The sequence below is a fragment of the Acidimicrobiales bacterium genome (genome assembly GCA_035536915.1).
Taxonomy (GTDB): Bacteria; Actinomycetota; Acidimicrobiia; order Acidimicrobiales; family JAHWLA01; genus JAHWLA01.
Map to the genome: position 1 here is coordinate 1 of DATLNE010000017.1, position 21,335 is coordinate 21,335.

General features: G+C 71.1%; 19 protein-coding genes and 1 tRNA gene. 10 read left to right on the forward strand and 10 right to left on the reverse strand.

Annotated elements, in window-relative coordinates; translation table 11 throughout:
• The 9 genes from murG to mraZ all read right to left on the reverse strand — a co-directional run.
• Positions 1 to 1,104: undecaprenyldiphospho-muramoylpentapeptide beta-N-acetylglucosaminyltransferase (gene murG, locus VM938_04860; protein HVF74357.1), on the reverse strand; the 1,104-nt coding region annotated here is incomplete at its 3' end.
• Positions 1,104 to 2,378: a putative lipid II flippase FtsW gene (gene ftsW / locus VM938_04865; protein HVF74358.1), complete on the reverse strand. Its 1,275-nt coding sequence runs from the start codon at positions 2,376 to 2,378 to the stop codon at positions 1,104 to 1,106. The genes ftsW and murG, both read right to left, overlap by 1 nt.
• Complete coding sequence (gene murD / locus VM938_04870; protein HVF74359.1) at positions 2,378 to 3,643, reverse strand: UDP-N-acetylmuramoyl-L-alanine--D-glutamate ligase; 1,266 nt, start codon at positions 3,641 to 3,643, stop codon at positions 2,378 to 2,380. Before murD ends, ftsW begins: the two co-directional genes overlap by 1 nt.
• Positions 3,643 to 4,677: a phospho-N-acetylmuramoyl-pentapeptide-transferase gene (mraY, locus tag VM938_04875; GenBank protein HVF74360.1), complete on the reverse strand. Its 1,035-nt coding sequence runs from the start codon at positions 4,675 to 4,677 to the stop codon at positions 3,643 to 3,645. Before mraY ends, murD begins: the two co-directional genes overlap by 1 nt.
• A complete protein-coding gene (locus tag VM938_04880) occupies positions 4,674 to 6,065 on the reverse strand; it encodes a UDP-N-acetylmuramoyl-L-alanyl-D-glutamate--2,6-diaminopimelate ligase (protein HVF74361.1) in 1,392 nt (463 codons plus the stop codon). The genes mraY and VM938_04880 overlap by 4 nt, the downstream gene beginning before the upstream one ends.
• A 14-nt stretch (positions 6,066 to 6,079) precedes the next feature.
• On the reverse strand, positions 6,080 to 8,002 hold the full coding sequence (locus VM938_04885) for a penicillin-binding protein 2 (protein ID HVF74362.1): 1,923 nt from the start codon (positions 8,000 to 8,002) through the stop codon (positions 6,080 to 6,082).
• Complete coding sequence (locus VM938_04890) at positions 7,999 to 8,493, reverse strand: hypothetical protein (GenBank protein HVF74363.1); 495 nt, start codon at positions 8,491 to 8,493, stop codon at positions 7,999 to 8,001. The genes VM938_04885 and VM938_04890 overlap by 4 nt, the downstream gene beginning before the upstream one ends.
• A complete protein-coding gene (gene rsmH, locus VM938_04895) occupies positions 8,490 to 9,542 on the reverse strand; it encodes a 16S rRNA (cytosine(1402)-N(4))-methyltransferase RsmH (protein HVF74364.1) in 1,053 nt (350 codons plus the stop codon). Before rsmH ends, VM938_04890 begins: the two co-directional genes overlap by 4 nt.
• Positions 9,543 to 9,580: 38 nt before the next feature.
• Positions 9,581 to 10,006, reverse strand: coding sequence for a division/cell wall cluster transcriptional repressor MraZ (gene mraZ, locus VM938_04900; GenBank protein HVF74365.1), 426 nt, complete (start codon positions 10,004 to 10,006; stop codon positions 9,581 to 9,583).
• Positions 10,007 to 10,151: 145 nt separating this feature from the next.
• Between mraZ and VM938_04905 the strand changes: the two genes are divergently transcribed.
• The 10 genes from VM938_04905 to VM938_04950 all read left to right on the forward strand — a co-directional run bounded on the left by VM938_04905 (position 10,152) and on the right by VM938_04950 (position 20,866).
• Positions 10,152 to 11,216, forward strand: a complete 1,065-nt coding sequence (locus VM938_04905) for a hypothetical protein (protein HVF74366.1) — start codon at positions 10,152 to 10,154, stop codon at positions 11,214 to 11,216.
• 242 nt (positions 11,217 to 11,458) lie between these two features.
• Positions 11,459 to 11,548, forward strand: a tRNA-Thr gene (locus VM938_04910).
• Positions 11,549 to 11,725: 177 nt separating this feature from the next.
• Positions 11,726 to 12,766 carry a cysteine synthase family protein gene (locus VM938_04915; GenBank protein HVF74367.1) on the forward strand — a complete coding sequence of 347 codons (1,041 nt, stop codon included), beginning with the start codon at positions 11,726 to 11,728 and terminating at the stop codon, positions 12,764 to 12,766.
• Between the two features lie 2 nt (positions 12,767 to 12,768).
• Positions 12,769 to 13,980: an ATP-grasp domain-containing protein gene (locus tag VM938_04920; GenBank protein ID HVF74368.1), complete on the forward strand. Its 1,212-nt coding sequence runs from the start codon at positions 12,769 to 12,771 to the stop codon at positions 13,978 to 13,980.
• The gene (locus tag VM938_04925) at positions 13,980 to 15,392 is read left to right on the forward strand and encodes an argininosuccinate lyase (GenBank protein ID HVF74369.1); all 1,413 of its coding nucleotides are present in this window, start codon (positions 13,980 to 13,982) and stop codon (positions 15,390 to 15,392) included. Before VM938_04920 ends, VM938_04925 begins: the two co-directional genes overlap by 1 nt.
• The gene (locus VM938_04930) at positions 15,389 to 16,318 is read left to right on the forward strand and encodes a hypothetical protein (GenBank protein HVF74370.1); all 930 of its coding nucleotides are present in this window, start codon (positions 15,389 to 15,391) and stop codon (positions 16,316 to 16,318) included. The genes VM938_04925 and VM938_04930 overlap by 4 nt, the downstream gene beginning before the upstream one ends.
• A gap of 2 nt (positions 16,319 to 16,320) precedes the next feature.
• The gene (locus tag VM938_04935) at positions 16,321 to 17,229 is read left to right on the forward strand and encodes a D-aminoacyl-tRNA deacylase (GenBank protein HVF74371.1); all 909 of its coding nucleotides are present in this window, start codon (positions 16,321 to 16,323) and stop codon (positions 17,227 to 17,229) included.
• Entirely contained in the window at positions 17,226 to 18,065 is an 840-nt protein-coding gene (locus VM938_04940) for a formyl transferase (GenBank protein HVF74372.1), read from the forward strand. The genes VM938_04935 and VM938_04940 overlap by 4 nt, the downstream gene beginning before the upstream one ends.
• The gene (gene argS, locus VM938_04945; GenBank protein ID HVF74373.1) at positions 18,062 to 19,837 is read left to right on the forward strand and encodes an arginine--tRNA ligase; all 1,776 of its coding nucleotides are present in this window, start codon (positions 18,062 to 18,064) and stop codon (positions 19,835 to 19,837) included. Before VM938_04940 ends, argS begins: the two co-directional genes overlap by 4 nt.
• A gap of 27 nt (positions 19,838 to 19,864) precedes the next feature.
• The gene (locus VM938_04950; protein HVF74374.1) at positions 19,865 to 20,866 is read left to right on the forward strand and encodes a polyprenyl synthetase family protein; all 1,002 of its coding nucleotides are present in this window, start codon (positions 19,865 to 19,867) and stop codon (positions 20,864 to 20,866) included.
• Here VM938_04950 and VM938_04955 read toward each other — a convergent pair.
• On the reverse strand, positions 20,853 to 21,242 hold the full coding sequence (locus VM938_04955; protein ID HVF74375.1) for a hypothetical protein: 390 nt from the start codon (positions 21,240 to 21,242) through the stop codon (positions 20,853 to 20,855). The genes VM938_04950 and VM938_04955 overlap by 14 nt on opposite strands.
• Between the last annotated feature and the right edge of the window lie 93 nt (positions 21,243 to 21,335).

Consider the following 21,335-nt stretch of genomic DNA (forward strand, 5'->3'; position numbering starts at 1 on the left):
GCCAGAGCGCCGGATCGACGGACCAGAACAGCGGCGGGCGTGGGCTTCCACCACGGCGGCCAGGCGGTCGGCGGCATCGGGGACACCAACTGAGCGCGCCGCGTCGGCCATCGACTCCAGCTTCAAGCGGCTCGCCAGCAAGGCGGAGAGCTCGGCGTCGAGCCGTTCGGGCGACAGCTCGTCGTCGCGCACCAGCACGGCACCGCCGGCGTCCACCAGTGCACGGGCGTTGGCCGTCTGGTGGTCGCCGGGCGCATACGGCAGCGGCACCAGTACGGCGGGCACGCCCACCACGGCCAACTCCGCCACCGTCGTGCCACCGGCTCGGCACACCACGATGTCGGCGGCGGCAAGCAGGAGCGGCAAGCGCTGCTCGTACTCCACGGGCCGGTGCCAGGGGCCGACCGGCGTCGACATCTCGGCCCAGTCGCGCCGGCCGACCACGTGGTACACGACCGTGTCGTCGCGCCCCGCCCAGCCCACGACAGCCCGGTTGATCGAGCGGGCGCCCAGCGAACCGCCGAACACCCCCACCACGAAGCGGTCGTCAGGCAGCCCAAGCGCGGCGCGAGCGGTCGCCCGGCCGGGCACCGAACGCACCTCGTCGCGGACTGGGTTGCCGGTCACGACGGCGCGCGGCAGCGGCGTGCCCGGGAACGACACCGCAGCGGCCCGGGCGAAGCGGCCCGCCAACCGGTTCGCCAAGCCGGGTACGGCGTTCTGGTCGTGGAGCACCAACGGCACCCGCAGCACCACGGCCGCCAACGCGCACGGCACCGAGGCGTAGCCGCCGACCGAGAGCACCACGGCGGGCCGCAAGCGGAAGACGAGCACCAGTCCTTGCACGACGGCGCCCAGCAGGCCGAACACCGCACCCACGTTGTCGAGCGTCAGCCGGCGGGCGATGCCCCGCCCCGGCAAGAGCGTCACCGAAAAGCCTTCGGCGGGCACCAGTGTCGCTTCCAGCCCGCGGCGCGAGCCGACGAAGTGAATCGACTCCGGCGAGTGCCCACGGGCCACCAGCGCCTTGGCCGCGGACAGCGCAGGCAGCACGTGGCCTGCCGTGCCGCCCCCGGCGATGACCGCCCAGGTGCGTTCGGCCATCAGTCGGCGGGACGGCTGCGCCGGCTCTGCCTGGCGATGTTCAACAGGATGCCGACGGCGCCCATGATGATGACGAGCGACGAGCCGCCGAACGACACGAACGGCATCGGCACCCCGGTCACCGGGAGGATGCCGATGACGGCGCCGATGTTGATGAAGGCCTGCCCCCCGATCCAGGCGGTGACCCCCGCGGCGAGCAGCATGCCGAAGCGGTCGGGCGCCCGCACCGCGGCGCGCACGCCGAGCACGGCGAAGGCCACGAACAGCCCGAGCACGAGCAGGCTGCCGATCAAGCCCATCTCCTCGCCGATGATGGTGAAGATGAAGTCGGTGTGGGCGTTGGGCAGGAAGCCCCACTTGGCCCGACTGGCACCCACGCCCACCCCGGTGATGCCGCCGTCGGCCAGCCCCACGATCGACTGGGCCACTTGGTACCCGGTGTTGTCGGCGTCGGCCCAGGGATCGAGGAACGACATCATGCGAGCCCGCCGGTACGGCTCGGCCATGCCCAACACGAACGCACCGACCACAGAGACCACGCCGAGGGTGGCCATATGGCGCAACGGCGTGCCCGCCACGAACAGCAGGGCCATGGTGATGCAGCCGAGCACCAAGGTGGTACCCATGTCGGGCTGGAGCATGACGAGGAAGGCCACGGCGCCGAAGGCCAGCAACGACGGGCGCAGCGTCTCCCGGGCGTCGTCGACCCGGTTGCCGCGCCGGGCCAGGAGGTCGGCGATGAACAGCAGCACAGCGAGCTTGGCCATCTCCGACGGCTGGATGCGCCAACTGCCGATGCCGAGCCACCGGCTGGAGCCGCTCACCGTGATGCCGACGCCGGGCACGAGCACCAGCGTGAGCAAGGCGAAGCTGGCTGCCATGGCGGGCACGGTGAAGCGTCGCCATGTGCGGTAGTCGGTGCGAGCGGCCACCACCAGCACGGCGGTGCCCACGCCCAGCCACATCAGTTGGCGCTTGAAGAACAGCCACGCCGAGCCGTAGCGCCGCAGCGCCTCCACCGACGACGACGACAGCACCATGACCAGGCCGATGACGCACAACACCGTGACGAGGGCCAGCAGCAACAGGTACCCGGTCGAAGTTGCGGACTTTTCGCGCTGCTTTGCCGCGCGATTCGTACGCAACTTCGGGTTCGACGCCGCCTGCGTTTTCGGCGCAGGCGGGCGCCGATGGGCGGTGGGGTGGCGGGTGCGGGTGGCGGCGCGAGCCGCCACCAGGCGGGCGTGGGCCTCGGGGTCGATCGTGGAGGGCATCAGGCGTCCACCTGTTCGAGGACGGCGCGGCGGAAGTCGTCGCCGCGCTCGGCGTAGTTGCGGTACCAGTCGAACGACGCGCACCCCGGCGACAACAGCACCACGTCGCCCGGTTGGGCGGCGGTGCGGGCCTGGGCGACGGCTTCGTCCATCGACGTCGCCACCGTCACCGGCACGACACCGAAAAAAGCCTTCTCCACCTCGCCTGCGGCATCGCCGATGGCGACGACGGCGCGCAGCTTGGGCGCCACCGAGCGCAGCACGCCGAGGTCGAGCCCCTTGTTGCGCCCGCCCGCCACCAGCACCACCGAGTCGAACCCCGACACGGCGGCGAGCACCGAAGCGGGCGTCGTCGCCTTGGAGTCGTCGAAGAACCGCACCCCACCAGCGTCGCCTACCAGCTCCACGCGATGGGGGAGCCCCCGGAACTCGGCCAACACGTGCGCGCACGACGCCAGGTCGGCACCGGCGGCCACGGCCGCGCCGACGGCGGCCAACGAGTTCGACACATCGTGCGGCAACGTGCGGGGCAGCTCGGCCAACGGCACCACAGGACCGATCGGCCCCACCAGTGCTTCGCCTTCCACGCGCCAGTCGGCGTCACCGCGTCCGAACGTCTCCAGCCGCGCCGGAACCGAGGCGGCAGCGAGCATCACCGCGGCGTCCTCGGCGTTCACCAAGGCCAGGTCGTCGTCGGCCTGGTTGGCCCAGATGCGGGCCTTGGCCGCGGTGTAGTGCGCCATGGTCGGGTGCCAGTCGAGGTGGTCTTCGGCCAGGTTCAGCCACACCGCCACGCGGGGACGGAACCCGTCGGTGTGCTGCAACTGGAACGACGACACCTCGGCCACCACCACGTCGACATCGCGTTCGACGGCGTCGACCAAGGGCAGGCCGATGTTCCCGGCCGCCACCGCCCGACGGCCTGAGCGGTTGAGCATCTCGGCCACCAGCGTGGTCACCGTCGTCTTGCCGTTGGTGCCGGTGACGGCCACCAGCGGCATCGACGCCCGCCGCCACGCGAGCTCGATCTCGCTGAGCACGGGCACGCCCGCGGCGGCCGCCGCCGCGAACACGGGATGGTGGGCGGGCACGCCAGGGCTGGGCACCACCAGGTCGGCGCCCGCCAGGTCGAGCTCGGCCAGCACCTCGACGTCGGCGGCTTCCACCGGACGGTCGTCGTAGACGGCCACGTCGTAACCGTCCTCGCGCAGCACTCGGCTCACGGCCCGGCCGGTGACGCCCAGGCCCACCACCACCGCTCGCATCAGTCGACGCCGCCGAGGGAGATGAAGTCGGCGTAGAAGACGCCGAGGGCCATGGCCGTGCACAGACCCGCCAGGATCCAGAAGCGCACGATGACCGTGGTCTCCGGCCACCCGGCCAACTCGAAGTGGTGGTGGATGGGGGCCATGCGGAAGACCCGGCGGTGGAAGAAACGGAAGCTGACCACCTGCACGATCACCGACAAGGTGACGAGCACGTAGAGCCCGCTGATGACCGGCAGCAAGAGGTCGAGCTTCATCACCAGCGCCAGCGCGGCCAGGCCGCCGCCGATGGCCAGCGAGCCGGTGTCGCCCATGAAGATGCGGGCGGGGGCGGCGTTCCACCACAGGAACCCGGCGCAGGCGCCGGTCAGCGCCACCGCCAACAGGGCGAGGTCGAGGGCCTGGGAGATGCCGTACACGTCGAGGTGCCGGAACTGCCAGAACCCCATGATGGCGAAGGCGGAAAAGGCAAAGGCGGCGGAGCCCGCGGCCAACCCGTCGAGGCCGTCGGTCAGGTTCACGGCGTTCGACGAGCCGATGATCACCAACACGGCCCACACCATCCACACCCAGCCGAGGTCGGGGGTGCCCGGCGCACCGGCCCGGGTGAAGGAAAGAGCGTCGTCGACGCCCACCCACCATGTGGCGAGGAAGGCGAAGCCACCGGCCACCACCAACTGCCCGGCCATCTTGGCCCGCTTGTTGAGGCCGAGGGAGCGCTGGCGCCGCACCTTGATCCAGTCGTCGGCCAGGCCGACGACGCCCAAGCCCACCACTACCAACAGCACGAGCAGCCCGGCCCGGGTGTAGATGGCGCCCGCCCGGGCGTGGCCGACGAGGTAGCCGACGACGGCGCCCGCCACGATCATCAGGCCGCCCATGGTCGGCGTGCCCGCCTTGGTGATGTGGCCCTCGGGGCCGTCCTCGCGTATCTGCTGGCCGATGCCCTGGGCCTGTAACCAGCGGATCAACAACGGGGTGCCGATCAGCGAGAAGAGCAGGGCGATCCCGCCCGAGAGCACGAGGGCGATCACGAGCGCGCCTCCAACAGGCGGCGGGCCACTACGCGGTCGTCGAAGTCGACGGTCACGTCGCCCGTCGTCTGGCCCGTCTCGTGCCCCTTGCCCGCGATGACCACGATGTCGCCCGGCCCCGCGGCCTCCAGCGCCAACGCGATGGCGGCCTCCCGATCGGGTTCGACGACAACCGACCGCCGCAGCGGCACGCCCGCCAACACTTCGCCGATGATGGCCATGGGGTCTTCGCTCCGGGGGTTGTCGTTGGTGAGCACGGCGACGTCGGCCAAGGTCGACGCCGCCTCCCCCATCTGCGGGCGCTTGGCCCTGTCGCGGTCGCCGCCGCAGCCGAAGACCGCTATGACCCGGCCCTCCGACGCAGCGCGGGCCGACTGCAGCACCCTCGTCAGCCCGTCGGGCGTATGGGCGTAGTCGACCACCACGGTGAAGTCCTGGCCCGCGTCGACCGGCTCGAAGCGGCCGGGCACGGCCCGCAACGACGACAGCCCGGCGGCCACCGCCTCGGCCGCCACGCCGAGGGCGTCGGCCATGGCCGCCGCGCACAAGGCGTTGCTCACGTTGAAGTCGCCGCCGAGGTGCAGTTCGACCGACTGGCCCCGCCAGGAGAACGAGCTTCCCGTCGTGCGCAGGGCCAAGCCGTCGGCATCGGCCATGGAGTACGCCCGCACCGGCAGGGCCACGCTCTCCAACAGCCGACGGCCCCACGGGTCGTCGCCGTTCACCACGCCGAGGCGGGCGCGCCCCGGATCGAACAACGACGCTTTCGCCGCGAAGTACGACTCCATGTCTCGGTGGTAGTCGAGGTGGTCCTGGCTCAAGTTGGTGAAGGCCACCACCTCGAACCACGTGCCGTCGACCCGGTGCTGGGCCAGTGCGTGCGACGACACCTCCATCGTCACCGCCCCGCGGCCCTCCTCGACGGAACGGGCCAGCAACGCCTGCAGCTCGGGCGCTTCCGGCGTGGTGCGGGCGCCGCCCAGCGTGCCGATCACCGCAGTGCTGACGCCCGCCGCTTCGAGCACCGAGCGCAGGAAGTAGGTGGTCGTCGTCTTGCCGTTGGTGCCGGTCACCCCCGCCACCCGCAGTTGTCGCGACGGATGGCCGTGGAGGGCCGAGGCGATGGGGCCCATCGAGGCCCGGGCGGACGCCACCCGCACCTGGGTGGCGTCGACCGGCAGCACCCGTTCGCACAGCAGCGCCACGGCGCCCGCCGACACTGCGGCGGGAGCGAAGTCGTGGCCGTCGGCCGCCCCGCCGGGAACGCAGCAGAACAGGGTGCCCGCCACGACCTGCTGCGAGTCGTGGGTGACGGAACGAACGTCGACGTCGAGGTCGCCGCGTCGCTCGAGCACGTCGACGCCGCCGAGAAGGGAAGCGAGTTGCACGGGAGCGCGCGCTCCTACGGGGAATTTCGCGAGCTGGGGGACGGGGGGATGGTAGTGGTGCCGTCCGAGGGGTCACCGGCTTCGCCCACGCCTTCGGCGTCCTTGGGATTGGTGGCAGGCACGCCGCTGGCGGGCGCCTGCGGCACCGCGGCGGGCGGCGGGATGCGGTACTGCCGCAAGGCGTAGCGCAAGATCTCGGCGAACACCGGCGCCGCCACCAGCCCGCCGAAGATCGTCGTGGGCTCGTCGAGCATGACGATGGCGGTCAGCTCCGGCTGCTCGGAGGGCACGAAGCCTGCGAAGCTCGACACGTAGGCGCCCGGCTTGTAGCCACGGGCGTCCTCCAAGGGCTTGCGAGCGGTGCCCGTCTTGCCGCCCACGGTGTAGCCGTCGATGGCGGCCTGCTTGCCGGTGCCCACCCGCACCACCTCGTTGAGCATCGAGGTCATCTGCCCCGCCGTCTCGGGCGAGATCACCCGGCGGGTGTCGGAGGGCTTGGTGTCGTGGCGCTCGCCCTTGGTGTCGATGGTCGCCTTCACCAGCTTGGGCCCCACGTACACGCCGCCGTTGGCCACCGTGTTGTAGGCGGCCAGCATCTGCAGGGCGGTGACGGCCACGCCTTGGCCGATGGAGACGGTGGCCAGCGAGGTGCCCGAGTACTTGGCCGGGTCGAGCAACAGGCCCGACGACTCGCCGGGGAACTCGATGGGCGTGCGCTCGCCGAAGCCGAAGTCGCGCATGTAGTCGTCGAGCCGGTTCTTGCCCAGCTTCTGGCCGATCATGATCGACCCCACGTTCGACGAGTTGGCCACGATGTCGGTGATCGACCACTGCTCGGTCGGGTGCGGGTCGTGCTCCTTGAACGTGTGGTCGGCCACCCGGATGGTCCCGGGCACCACCAGCTTGTCGGTGGGCTGGATGAGGTTCTCCTCCAGCGCCCCGGAGATGGTGATCATCTTGTTGACCGAGCCCGGCTCGTAGACGTTGGTCAACGCCATGTTGTTGGGGGCGGGCTCGATGGCGCCGCTCTCGCCCTTGCGCAGGTTGGCCATGGCCAGCACTTCGCCGGTGCGGGTCTGCATGACGATGGCCATGCCGCCGTGTGCGCTGGACTGCAGGATCTGCGCGCCCAGCGCCCGCTCGGTCTCGTACTGCAACGAACGGTCGATGGTCAGCACCAAGTCGTCGCCGCGGGCCGACGGCACGAACTGGCGCACGCCGCCGGGGATCTCACGCCCGCTCGGGTCGCGCTCGACCACCATGCGTCCGGGCTTGCCCCGCAATGCTTTCTCGAACTTCGTCTCCAAGCCCGACAGGCCCTCGTTGTCGAGGCCCACCCGGCCCAGGAGCGAGGCCGCCAGGTCACCCGCGGGCAGGAACCGCTGGGGTTCGTCGAGCAGCGAGATGCCCGCCAGGTTGAGGTCCTTGACCTGCTTGGCCGTCTCGTCGTCGACCTTGCGGGCCAGGTACACGAAGGCGGCCTTGCGGGTCAGCCGTGTCTGCAGCTCTGCCGGCTCCAACTTGAGGATGGGGGCCAACGCCTCGGAAGCGCCCAACGGGTCGACCACCAGGCGGGGGTCGGCCCACACCGTCGACTGGCGCACCGACAGCGCCAGCTCCCGGCCGTCGCGGTCGAAGATCGAGCCCCGCTCGGCGGGCAGGGCCATGGCGCGCACGCGCTGCGATTCCCCCACGGCGACGAAGCGGTCGCGCGACAACCCCTGCAACTGCGTCACCCGCGCCGCGAGCACGGTGAAGGCCATGACCAGTACGACGAGCAGGGCGACGAGGCGCTTGCGCGACCGGGCCGTGACGACGGCCTGGTCCGACCGGGGGCGGCGTTCGCTCGAACGCGACGCCGGCGCCGGCGTGCCCGGCCGCCGTGGCCGGGTGCTCGGCGCCTGCCCCTTGCGGGGCGTCCGGGTGGTGGTGCTCACGGCCTCGACGCCAAGTGGGGCTTGACGGCGGTCCAGTCGGGCGACTGCGGGGCGGCGTGCTCGCGGGCGCCCTTGCCCGCGGTCGGCGGCGGCCCGCCGTTGACGCCGGTGGGCGACAGGTAGCGCACGCCGGGCGGCGTCACCATGCCGAGCCGCTCCTGGGCGGCGGCCACGATGCGCTGGGGCGATTCGAGTTCGGCCACCTGTAGGCGCAAGCGCTCGTACTGGGCCTGCTGCTCGGCTGCGTTGGCCTCGACCCGCTGCAGGCGGAACTGCCCCTGCGTCAGGACCACGTGCGAGGCCACCAACCCGAAGAGGCCGCCGACGGCCACCAGCACCATGAACCCGATGCGCAGTCGCGCCCGGCGCCGCCGGTCGACCTGGCGGTTGTCCTCCGGCTTGACGACGCGCAGGGGCGGCCGCTGCTTGGGCGCCTGCTTCGGCGCCGGGGCGGGCGCGGCAACGGCACGGTCGTAGTGCGTGGCGGTCATCGCGACATCCCTGGTGCAGTGGCGGAGAGCTTCTCGACGGCGCGCAGGCGGGCGCTTTCGGCCCGGGGGTTGCGCGCCACTTCTTCGGCGGAGGGGCTGCGGCTGCCCCGGTTGAGCAGGCGCACGGTGGGCACCGCCCCGCACCCGCACGGCAGGGCGGGCGGGCACACGCACCCGCCGGTGGCGGCGTAACGGAAGCGGTCCTTGACGATACGGTCCTCGCCCGAGTGGTAGGCGAGCACGACGCAGCGGCCGCCGGGGCGGAGCACGTCGACGGCGGCGTCGAGGGCGCCGGGCAGGATGGCCAGCTCGTCGTTGACGGCGATGCGCACCGCTTGGAACACGCGCTTGGCGGGGTGGCCGCCCGTGCGCCGGGCCGCGGCGGGGATGGCGTCGCGCACCACCTCGGCCAGTTGCGCGGTGGTGGTGATGGGCCGGTTGGCCACGACACGCGAGGCGATGCGGCGGGCAAAACGCCGCTCGCCGTTCTCGGCGAACAGCCAGGCCAGCTCGCGCTCGTCGGTCTCGTTGACGATGTCAGCCGCGGTGCGACCGCCCGACTGGTCCATGCGCATGTCGAGCGGGGCGTCCGCTCGGTAGCTGAACCCTCGTGCCGCCATGTCCAATTGATAGGACGACACGCCCAGATCGAAAAGCACCCCGCTGACGGGTTCCTGAACGAACTCGGGCAAACGGTCGAAGCGGGCGTGCACCAACTGCACGCGATCGCCGAAGGGCGCCAGCGTGCGGGCAGCGGCGGCCAGGGCGTCGGCGTCCTGGTCGATGCCCAGCAGCCGCGATTGGGGATGAGCCCCCAGCAGGGCCCGGGCATGGCCTCCGCCTCCGAGCGTTGCGTCGATCAGCAACCCCGGAGGCACGTCGCCGAAGATGGCGACGATCTCGTCGGCCATCACCGGCTCGTGCTCGAACACCTGGCTCATCCGCAGCCCCTCGACCGGCTTGCAGCCGTCGGGATGTCTCCCCGATCGACAAAGGCAGAAGCGGGCGGAGTAGGGATCTTCCACCTCGCCGATCGAGGGGCAGCGCATGTTCCAGGCAATGCTCCAGCTACCACCGTTCTCCAGATCTAGATGTCGTCCTCCTCGTCCTCGGTCAGCCGGCGTTCTGCCGGCACGACCTTCGCCTCCCACACGGCCGGGCTCCACAGCTCGACCCTGGTGATGGCGCCGTTCACCAACACATCGCCGTCCAGCCGGGCGAACTCCCGCAGGTGATGCGGGATGGCGATCCGCCCCTGCTTGTCCACGTCGACTTCCTGCGTCCCCTGTGCCCACAGCCGGGCCAGGTTCCGTTCCGCACGGCTCTCCTCGGCGGCCGCTTCCATCTGCGTCATCTGCTTGTCGAAGTCCTCGGGCGTCCAGAGGGCGAGGCAGCGATCGTGGAACTGGGTGAGATAGCCCCCGTGCTCGAAGGCGGCGCGGAACTTGGCGGGCAGGATCACCCGCCCTTTCGGGTCGAGCGAGTGCTCGTACCTCCCGAAGAACCGCGCCATTCGAATCGTGTGCTCCCACTTTGCTCCTCGATGCGCTCAGGAACCCCTCCCCTTCGCGCCACTTGGCGCCACCATACGCCCCACTCCCCCACCCGTCAATCCCACTTCACCCCCTTTCCCACCCCGGGGCGTACGGTTTTGCCCCATGACGTCCCTGGATGAGGCAATTGCCGCCGTCGAAGCTGCCGCCGACGACGCCGAACAGCGCCGCTGCATCCCCGAGCCGGCCCTCGAGGCGCTGCGCGGCCTCGGCGTAAACCGGATGCTCCTGCCCGCCGAGTTGGGCGGCTCGGAGACGCCGGTGGCCGACGTCATCGACACGCTGGCGGCCATCGGGGCCGCCGACGGCAGCACGGCGTGGTGTGCGTCGATCGCCTCGGGCAGCAAGGTGTTCGCGGGCTACCTCCCCCGGCCGGTGGCTGCCGAGGTGTTCGCCCGGCCCGATGACGGCGCCGCCGGGGTGTTCGCCGCTCTGGGCACATATAAGGAAGGGCGCCTGAGCGGGCGGTGGCCGTTCACCAGCAACTGCCTGCACTCGTCATGGATCGGGATGGGCGCCTTCGTCGAGGGCGATCCCGTGCCCCGCCTCTTCTTCCTGCCTGCCGACCAGGTGACAGTGCACGAGACGTGGGACACCAGCGGCCTGTGCGCCACCGGGAGCCACGACGTCTCGGTCGACGACGTGGCCGTCGGGCTCGACTACTCGTGCTCGTTTCTCGACGGCCCATGGGCCGCCGGGGACATGTGGCGCATGCCCCTGTTCACGGTGCTGGCGCCGTGCCTGGTGGCGGGCTTGGTCGGCGTCGCCCGCGGCGCCGTCGACCAGGTGTTGGCCCACCTCCCGGACGACCCGGTGCACCTGGCCGAGCTGGCCGCCGCCGACAGCGCCATCCAGGCTGCGCACGCCGCGCTGGTGGTAAACGCCCAGCACATCACCGCCTTGGCCGCCGAGGGGATCCGTGCCGACCGCCGCACGCAGGCCCGGTCGATGCTGGCCGTCCAGCACGCCTGCGACACGGCCGTGGAGGTCGTCTCGACGGCCCACCGCCTGGGCGGCGGCCGGGCTGCGTACTCCTCCAGCCGCCTCCTGCGCTCGCTGCGCGACGTGCATGCGGGCAGGCAGCACGTGGCGTTTTCGCACCGCCATCGACCCGTGCTGGCCCGCATTTTGGCGGGCTCCGAGGAGATGGCGCCACCGTTGGTCATCTAGAAACTTTGTGCAGGTGTCTAGTCAACGGGCGACAGTGCGCGTATCATGTCGCTTGCTACACCACTGGGGGGACACCGACCATGGAAGCCACGCTGAAGGACATCGAGTCGAAGTTCGCAACGACTCGAACCAGCGCGTCCCATGGGCTCGGCACCCGGCGAACATCGCGAACATAAGCGACTCCTCGCCGCGAGCCTGACCCGACGACGCATCGTCGGATCACCCCCGTGCAACACCATCCTGCGCCGGTAGCTTAACGGTAAACGGGCGTAAGCCTTAAGAGCCTTGGTCTTGTAAACCAAAAGATGCGGGTTCGAATCCCGCCCGGCGTACGCAGGTGCAACACACGGAAACGGCCCTCGGCTCGGTACTTGATCGGGCCGAGGGCTTTTCTGTTTCCGACACAGGACATTTCATGCACAACGACCGACACCTCCGAACTTCGAGCGCCCGGCCCGTACTGGCCGCCTCGCGCCCGTCGGGTCGCCGGTAAGGGTGGTGGGGCGGCGATGAAGCTCAAGGCGATCCACCCCACCATCGCCGAAGCCATCGAACTGCCCCGGCTCGTCGCCCTCGGCGACAACCTGTTCGGCGCCGCCTTCAACCTCATGAAGCTCCTGCCCGCCCGGCACATCCTCGACCGGGCCCGGGAAGAGGGGCTGCTGCACCCCGACTCGGTGATCATCGAGACCACCTCGGGCACCTTCGGCCTGGCCTTGGCCATCCTTTCGGCGCTGCGGGGCTACCGCCTGATCATCGTCAGCGACCCGGTCATCGACGAGCCGCTCAAGCGGCGGCTGGAGGACCTGGGGGCGGTCGTCGACATCGTGGCCGAGCCCGCAGCCATCGGCGGCTACCAGCAATCCCGCCTCGACCGGGTGGCTGAATTGGGCAAGCAGCACCCCGACCATTTTTGGCCGTCGCAGTACGAGAACCCCGACAACCCAGGGGCCTATGCGCACCTGGCCGAGTTCCTGGAAGAGGCCCTGGGCGAAGTCGACGCATTGGTGGGCACCGTCGGCTCCGGCGGGTCGATGTGCGGCACCGCCACCGCCCTGCGCACGTCGTTTTCCCACCTCTATGCCGTGGGCGTCGACACCCACGGCTCGGTGCTGTTCGGCGGCAAGGACGAAAAGCGCCTGCTGCGAGGCCTGGGCAACAGCCTCATGCCCAAGAACCTCGACCACACGGTGTTCGACGAGGTGCATTGGGCGAGCTCGGCCGAGGCCTTCCACGCCACCCGCCAGCTGCACCGTCGCCACGGCCTGTTCATGGGCGGCACCAGCGGGGCGTCGTACATGGTGGCCAAGTGGTACGCCGAGCGGAACCCCGACCAGGCCGTCGTCTGCATGCTGCCCGACGAGGGCCACCGCTACCAGGACACCATCTACAGCGAGGCGTGGCTGCAGGAGCACGACGTGTGGCTGCCCGGCCTGCCCGACGAGCCCAAGCTGGTCGAGCGCCGCGACGACTGCGACGGCGAGTGGGGCCGCATGCTCTGGGGCCGCCGCACCTACGAAGACGCCACCGGCGAGGAATTTCAACCCTAGCCATGGCCAATCGCGTCCTCCTCCTCGAGAGCAACACCACCGGCACCGGGCGGTTGTTCGCCCGCGCCGCGGCCAACCTGGGCTTCGAGCCGGTGCTGGCGTGCAAAGACCCGTCCCGCTACCCCTACGCCGCCGAGGACGACCTGCGCGTCGAGGTGCTCGACACCGGCGACGAAGCGGCCGTGCTCGACCTGGCCCGCCGCCTGGAGCCCGTCGGCGTCACCTCGTCGTCGGAGTACTTCATCGCCCCCGCGGCGAGCATTGCCGCCGCCCTCGGCCTGCCGGGCGCCGACGCCGAGGCCATCCGCCGCTGCCGCGACAAGGAGCAGCAGCGCAGCGTCCTGGCCAACGCAGGCGTGCCCGTCCCCGGCTTCCGGGCCGTCGAGACGGTCGACGACGCCGTCGCCGCAGCCGACGACTTCGGCCTGCCGGTCGTGCTCAAGCCGGTGAGCGGCAGCGGCTCCATCGGCGTGCGCCTGTGCAAGAGCGCCGACGAGGTGGCCGCCCACGCCGCCACCCTCCTGTCGCAGACGGTGAACGAGCGGGGCATCGCCGTGCCCGGCCGGCTGCTGGTCGAGGAACTGGCCGTCGGCCCCGAGTACTCCTGCGAAGCCTTCGGCGGACGGGTGCTCGGCGTGGTGCGCAAGCACCTGGGCCCGCCCCCGTGGTTCGTGGAGATCGGCCACGACTTCCCCGCCCGGTTGAGCGAGGACGACGACGCCGCCGTGCACGCCTGCACCGAGGCCGCCCTCGAAGCCCTCGGCCTCGACTTCGGCCCAGCCCACGTCGAGTTGCGCCTGACGCCCGCAGGCCCCGCCCTCATCGAGGTGAACCCCCGGCTGGCCGGCGGGAACATCCCCGAGATGGTGCGCCACGCCACCGGCGTCGACCTGGTGACCGAGACCGTGCGCCTGGTGACGGGCGGACGTCCGCACCTCGACGCCACCCGCAACCGCCACAGCGCCATCCGGTTCCTCCTGGCCCCCGCCGCCGGCACGCTGGAGGCCGTGGACGGGGCCGATCGGGCTGCGGCCGTGGAGCATGTCGTCGACGTGCGGGTGACCCGCTCGGCAGGCGACGCGGTGACGCGCGAGGGCGACTTCCGCGACCGCATCGGGCACGTGCTCACGTGCGCCGACAGCGAGGCAGGGGCGCAGTCGGCGGCCGACGAAGCCCTGCGGGCCTTCGACGTGCGGGTGAAGGCAGAAGCGTGATGGCGGGAACGGGCCGCATCAGCACGGGCATCAAGCCCGAGATCGCCGAGATGCTCTTCGGCACGACGGTCGACGAGGCCATCGACACCGAGCTCGGCTCCATCACCCAGGTCGACCGCGCCCACCTGCTGATGCTGGCCGAACAGGGCCTGGTGGCCGACGACGTGGCCCGCACCGTGCTGCGAGCCATCGACGAACTGCGGGCCACCGACTACGCGGCGCTGCGGGGCAAGCAGGCGGGCCGCGGCCTGTTCCTGCTCTACGAGAGCGCCCTGCCCAACGGCGGGGTCCTGCAGACCGGCCGCTCCCGCAACGACCTCAACGCCACCGTCCTCCTGCTCCGGCTGCGCGACGAATGGCTGGCACTGTCCCGCGCCGTGCTCGGCCTGCAAGCCGTGCTGATCGAACGGGCCGCCGAGTTCGCCGACGTGGTCATGCCCGCCTACACCCACTACCAGCCCGCGGTGCCGATCACCTACGGGCACTGGCTGGCGGGGGTGGCCTTCGCCCTCGGCCGCGACGCGGCGGCCGTCCTCGACGCGGGCCGCACCGGGTTGGCCCGCTGCCCGCTGGGCGCCGGCTCTGCGGGCGGCACGTCGCTGCCCATCGACCCGGCCCGCACCGCCGAGCTCTTGGGCTTCGACCACCCCGTGGCCCACTCCCTCGACGCCGTCGCCTCCCGCGACGTCGTGCTGCGCCTGCTGGCCGCCGCGTCGATCGCGGGCGTCACCCTGAGCCGCCTCACCGCCGACCTGCTGCCGTGGCTGGGCGGCGAGTACGGCTTCCTCACGCTGCCCGACGACCTCGTCGGCTCTAGCAGCCTCATGCCCCAGAAGCGCAACCCGTTCGTGCTCGAACAGGTGCAGGGCCGCACCACTGCGGCCGTCGGGGCCTTCACGGCGGCGGCAGGCGCCATGCATGCCACGCCGTTCACCAACTCCATCGCCGTGGGCACCGAGGCTGTCAGCCATGTGTGGCGGGGCCTGCGCTCGATCACCGACGCCATGCGCCTGGCCACCTACATGGTCGACGGCGCCCGCCCGGTTCCCGAGCGCATGCTGCAGCGCGCCGTCGAGGGCTACACCACCGCCACCGCCCTCGCCGACCGCTTGGTCGTGGGCGAAGGCAAGAGCTTCCGCGACGCCCACCACGAAGTGGGCTCGCTGATCAACCAACTGGAAGCGGCGGGCACCCACATCGAAGAAGACGGCCTCGACCCCGCCTCGGTCGTGGCTGGAAGCAAGTACGGGGGCGGCCCGGCGCCGTCGTCGATCGAGGCAGGCCTGGAGCTGTTGCGGGGCGAGCACGCCGCGCACGTCGAGGCCGTCGAGCAAGCAGACAAGTCGTGGCGAGCGGCAGAAGCCGACCTCGACCGGCACGTCCGACGATTCGTCGAGGGGGGCGAACAATGACCTGGGAGAACTACGCCAGTTCCATAAGCGACGGACCGCTGGGCAACGGCTCGGCCATGGCCCACCACGGCGAACTGCTGCAAGGCATGTTCGTCGGCGGCGCCGGCCGGGCGATGCGCGGCCTGGTCACGCTGCCGTGCCGGCTCTACTGCTCCGAGGCGGTCTTCCGCCCGGGCGGCGAGGGCGTGCGGGTGCAGCCCGATTGGAAGTGGAAGGCCCGCCACGCGGCGGAGCTCACGCTGGCCCATATCGGCGCCGACGGCATGGGCGGCGAACTACAGCTGTCGAGCACCATCCCCATCGGCTGGGGCATGGGCTCGTCGACCAGCGACGTCATCGCCGCCATCACGGCCACGGCCGACGGCTTCGGCGTGCAACTGCCACGCGTCGAGGTGGCCCGCCTGGCCGTCACCGCCGAGACGGCGTCCGACTCCATCATGTTCGGCGACCACGCCCTGCTCTTCGCCCAGCGCGACGCGCTGATCATCGAGGACTTCGGCACCGCCTTCCCCGCCTTCGAGGTGCTGGGCTTCAGCACGGGCAGCGGCGTCGACACGCTGGAGTTCACCCCGGCCGAGTACGACGACCGCGACATCGAGCGCTTCGAGGAACTGCGGGTGCTGCTGCGCGAAGGCATGAAGGACCACGACCCGGGCCTCGTGGGCTACGTGGCCACCGCCAGCTCGCGCATCAACCAGCGCTACCTGCCCAAGCCCGAGTTCGACCGCCTGCTCCTGCTGGCCGACACGTGCGGCGCCGTGGGCGTGCAGGTAGCGCACTCGGGCAGTGTCGTCGGCGTGTTGTTCAACGGCGACGACTCCGAAGTCGACGGCCGCGTCGAAAAGGCCGTGGCCGCCTTGGCCGAACTGGGCTTCGGCCCCACCTGGCGCTTCTCCACCCGACTGCGCACCCCGGAGCACACCTGAGCATGAGCCGCACCGCCGTCTACTTCTTCTGCCGCACCGATGCCGACCCGGTGGCTTCGCGCGTCCTCGACGTGCTGGTGAAGCTGCATGCGCCGGCGGAGGTCGACGTGGTGGTCGACGGCGAGCCCGTGCTCGAACACGGCGACGGGGCGGGCAACCGCTTTCTGTTCGTGCGCACCGACGACGTGCTCAGCCACGACTACCCGCGCTACCTGCCCGTGCTGAACGAGCACTTCGCCGACGCCGACTTCGCCGCCGTCGTGAACTGGCACGAGGGCGCCAACGCCCCTGACCGGGTCATCACCGTGCACTCCACCGGTGACGTGCCCACCGGCTACTGGTCCCCCGCCGACCCCGGGGCCATGCGCAACCTCATGCGGGCCTTCGACACCGAGCGCCAGGCCGCCGGGCTCGACGACTTCGCCGTCGTCACCGAAGCGACCCACTGGTCGGGCGTCCCCTACGGCGGCACCCCCGACCTCATCCCCCAGTACGCGGTGCCCACCTACGACATCGAGATCGGCTCCAGCCCCGAGGCATGGGGCGAAGCGGCGGCCCACGAGGTCGTGGCTCACGGGCTCACGCAGGTCTTCGCCGCCGACGACCAGTCGGCCCAGACCGTGCTGTGCGCGGGCGGGGTGCACGTGGAGACGGCGTGGTCCACTCCCGTGCTCGACGGCGCCTACGCCGTGGGCCACCACCTGCCCAACCAGTGGCTGGTGACCGGCGAGTACGACCAGCCCTCGGCCGACGACAAGCTCGACGCCTGCGTGGCCTCGATCCGGGGCGGCGTGCAGGTGATCGCCGTGCACGACAAGTTGAAGGCCACCTACAAGGAGCCGTTCCGGCGGCTGGCCGAGCGCCTCGGCGTGCCCGTGGTGAAGCACCAAGCCCTGCGGAGGTCGGCATGACCCGTTCTGGGAAGTTGGGCATCGCCGTGCTCACCTCCTCGGGGCCGCACCACCGCTACCTCGTCGCCACGCTGCGGGCCGCGGGCTTCGACGTACGCGTGGTGGTGGTCGAGCCGTGGGCGGCACAACGCCGGCGCCGGTGGAAGCTGGGCAAGCGCAAGGACTGGGCCTGGATCGTCTACCACGACCTGCGCCGCAAGTTCCTCGGGCTCGACGCCTACCGCCGCGGCGCCTTCGCCAACCTGCCCACCCCGCTCGGCCCCGAGCCCCGCACCCTCACCGTCGACTGGATCAACGACCAGTCGGTGGTCGACGCCCTGCGCCAAGCCACCCCCGACGTCACCGTCGTCATGGGCACCGGCATCCTCAAGGACCGCGTGCTGGAAGCGGCGGGCGGCGTGGTCGTCAACATCCACGGCGGCTACCTGCCCGACTACCGCGGCAACCACTGCATGTTCTTCGCCCTCTCCAACGGCGACTTCGACAAGATCGGCACCACGTTGCACTTCGTCGACCGCGGCATCGACACCGGTGACCTCCTCGAAGTGGTGGTCCCCGCCCTGCGGCCCGACGACAACGCCGAGGCCATGTACTGCCGGGCCGAGAAGGCCGCCGTCCACCGGCTCGTCAGTTGGCTCGACCACTACGAGAAGGGCGGCGAACTGCCCCGTGCGCCCCAGGGCCGCAAGGGCAAGCTGCACAACACGAGGGACCGCAAGCCCCAGCACGACCTGTCGGTCTGGTGGCGCCGTCGCACCGGGCGGCTCGTGGTGCCGGAACGAGAGGCGCGGGCACCCCTGCCCGTGCCCGCTACTCGGGAGGACGTCACACATTGAGCGCGGCCAGAGGACTGGGACCGGCCGAGCAGGCGCTGGCCGACGCGCTGCGTGCGCACCTCGGCACCGACGCGGCGATCGAGGTCGAGCCGTGCAGCAAGAACGCGCCTGGCGACTTCCGCTTCGACCTGCGCCCTCTGCTGGGCGCCGGTGAACAGGCCACCAAGGAGGCGTGCCGCGACGCGGCGGCCAAGGTGGCCGAGGCCGACTGGATCGACCAGGCCGTCGGCGTGCCGCCCCGGGTGTACCTGACGCCCCGCCTCGACGTGCTGGCCTCGCAGGTGGTCGACGGCATCTACGACGAGCGCCGCACCTATGGCACCGGCGACGAGCACGCGGGCCGCAAGGTCATCGTCTCCTACAACAGCCCCAACGCCAACAAGGCACTGCACCTGGGCCACCTGCGGGTGTGCTTCATGGGCATGTCGATGGCCAACCTGCTCGAAGCCCGGGGCTACGAGACCCTGCGCTCGGAGATGCTGAGCAACTACGGCATCCACATCTGCCAGGCCATCGCCGCCTACGAGCGGTGGGGCGACGGCTCCACCCCCGAGTCGACCGGCATGAAGGGCGACCACTTCGTCTCGCAGTGGTACGCCATGTACCACGCCCGGCTGGCCGAGGTCCCCGAACTGGAAGACCACGCCGCCACACTGCTGCAGCGCATGGAGGCGGGCGACGACAAGCTGCTCGCCTTCAACGAGCAGTTCACCGAGTGGTCGATCGCGGGCATCTTCGAGACCTACGAGCGCATCGGCGCCTTCCACGACTTCCGCTTCCGCGAGCTCGACACCCTCCCCATCGCCATGCGCCTCATCACCCAGGCGCTGCTGCGGGGCGAGTGCCTGCGCCGGCCCGACGGCTCCGTCTACGTCGACCTCGACGACAAGGGCCTGGGCCAGGTCACCATCCTGCGCCGCGACGGCACCCCGCTGGTGTTCACCCAGCTACTGGCCGTGTGGGTGCGACGCGAACAGTTGCACCCGTACCACGAGGTCATGCACGTCACCGGCGACCAGTGGACGGCAGGCGTCAACGCCCTGCTGGAGATCCTCACGCGCTTCGGCAGCGAGCGAGCGGGCTCCATGACCGAAGGCGTCTACTTCGGCATGGTCAAGCTGCCCGAGGGCAAGATGCGCTCCCGCGAAGGCATCGTCGTCGGTGCCGACATGGTGCTCGACCGGTTGCGCGACCGCATGATCGACGAGTGGGCCACCGCCGCACCCGGCCCCATCGACCACTTCCAGCGCGACGTGTCGGAGCGGCTCGGCCTGGCCGTCGTGAAGTACTGGCTGCTCGGCTTCAAGCGCCATGCCTACATCACCTACGACGAAGAGGTCATGTGGCGCGACGGGCGCGCCGCCCTCGCCGCGGTCGTGCGCGTGCTGCGCTGCGTGGAGGAAGCCGAAACAGCCGAACCGACGGGCACCGCGCCCGGCTCCAAGTCGGCGGCGTTGGCCCGGCGCGAACTCCTGCTCCGTCTCAACGGCATGCCCAAGATCGTGGGGCAGGCACTGGAGCGCCGCGACCCGGCCGACGTCGTCCACTACCTCGACGACGTCTGCCGCCGTGCCGCCCAGTGCGACCGCCAAGCGCAGCTCGACGCGGCAACGTGGCGGGCGGTGGGCATCGTGGTGCGCCGCTCCTTGGCCTTGCTCGACATCACGCTTCCGCCCTCGCTTCGGTACCTGCCGCCGCCCTTCGGCGAAGCCGACCTGGCCGACGACGACGACTCGCTGCCCGAAGCCGTGGCGCCTGTCACTGCCGGTTAGCGGACCTGCCGAAGTAGCCTGCGACCGATGAAGACGTCGGTGCTGGCCGAGCGCTTGGCGCTGGCCGACTTGGACTCGCAGTTGGCCGCGGTCGACGCGCGGCTGGAAGCGGCCGTGCGCACCGGCAACCCCGCCATCTCCCTCCCCGCCCTGCGCGTGGTGAGCGGCGGTGGCAAGCGGCTGCGCCCCGTGCTCGCACTGGCTGCCGCCGTCGCCGCAGGCGGGTCGATCACCGACGAGGTGATCACCGGCGCCGTGGCGCTGGAACTGGTGCACGCGGGCTCCCTGGTGCACGACGACATCATGGACGAGGCCGCCTCGCGCCGAGGGGTGCCCACCATCAACGCCGTGGAAGGCATCCGCGACGCCATCCTGGTGGGCGACTTCCTGCTGGCCCGTGCAGGCGAGCTGTCGGCGTCGATCGGCCAAGAGGTGGCGGGGGCGCTCGCCCGAGCTATCGCCGAGCTGTGCGACGGCCAGTCGCGTGAGACGGGCTCGGCCTTCGACGTCAGCCGCACGGTGGCCGACTACGAAGCGTCTATCGCAGGCAAGACGGCCGCACTGATGCGGGCCTCGTGCGAAATCGGTGCCTTGAGCGCAGGGCGCGTGGAAGCGGCACCGGGGCTGGCCCGCTTCGGAACCGCCTTCGGCATGGCGTTCCAGATCGTCGACGACGTGCTCGACGTGGCGTCCACCGCCGAGGCCATGGGCAAGCCGGTCGGCAACGACGTCAAGGAAGGCGTGTACTCGCTGCCGGTCCTGCTGGTCCTGGCCGGCGCCCGCGGCGACGACGTGCGGGCCCTGCTCGGCCGCGACATGACGGTGGACTCGATCGACAAGGTGCTTCGCCTGGTGGCCGAGGACGGCGGCGTCACCGGCGCCCTGCGCCGAGCGGCGGAGTTCAACGAAGGCGCCGCGGCTGCCCTGGCCGACCTCCCGCCCGGCCCCACAGCCGACGGCCTGCGCGAACTTCCGACCGTCTACCTCGACTGGGCCGTGCAGGAGAAGATGTCGGTCATCGGGGGCTGAAGCCGACGGCGACGAGGGTTCGCCGCTCGCCGGGTGCCAGTGGGGTCCAGCCGTGTTCGACGTCCTGGCCCCGCAGGACCAGTCCCTCCCCTACCGCCAGGGAAACTGCTTCGTCGTCGACCACCAGGACCGACGCCGGTGCCTCGTGGAACACCGTGAGGTGGAAGACGAGGTCGTAGCCCGGGCCGTCGCGATGCCGACGTAAGCGGGTGCTGTCGTCGTGGTACTGGTACAGCGCGTTGTAGGTCGGCACCACCTCGACCCCGACGGCCGCCGACACCGCTTCGCGCAGCTGGCGGCTGACGGCCAGTCGGCGCAGCACCGATCCAGGGCCGCCGTCGGGGCGCTGCCGTTCGGACTCGGCGGCCAGCTCCACGAGGAGCCGGTCACCGACGAACGGCAGGCGCCCGAGACAGTGGAACGCGGTGCTACTCGCCGCCGTCGCAGGGGTCGCCTACGGCCAGGCGGC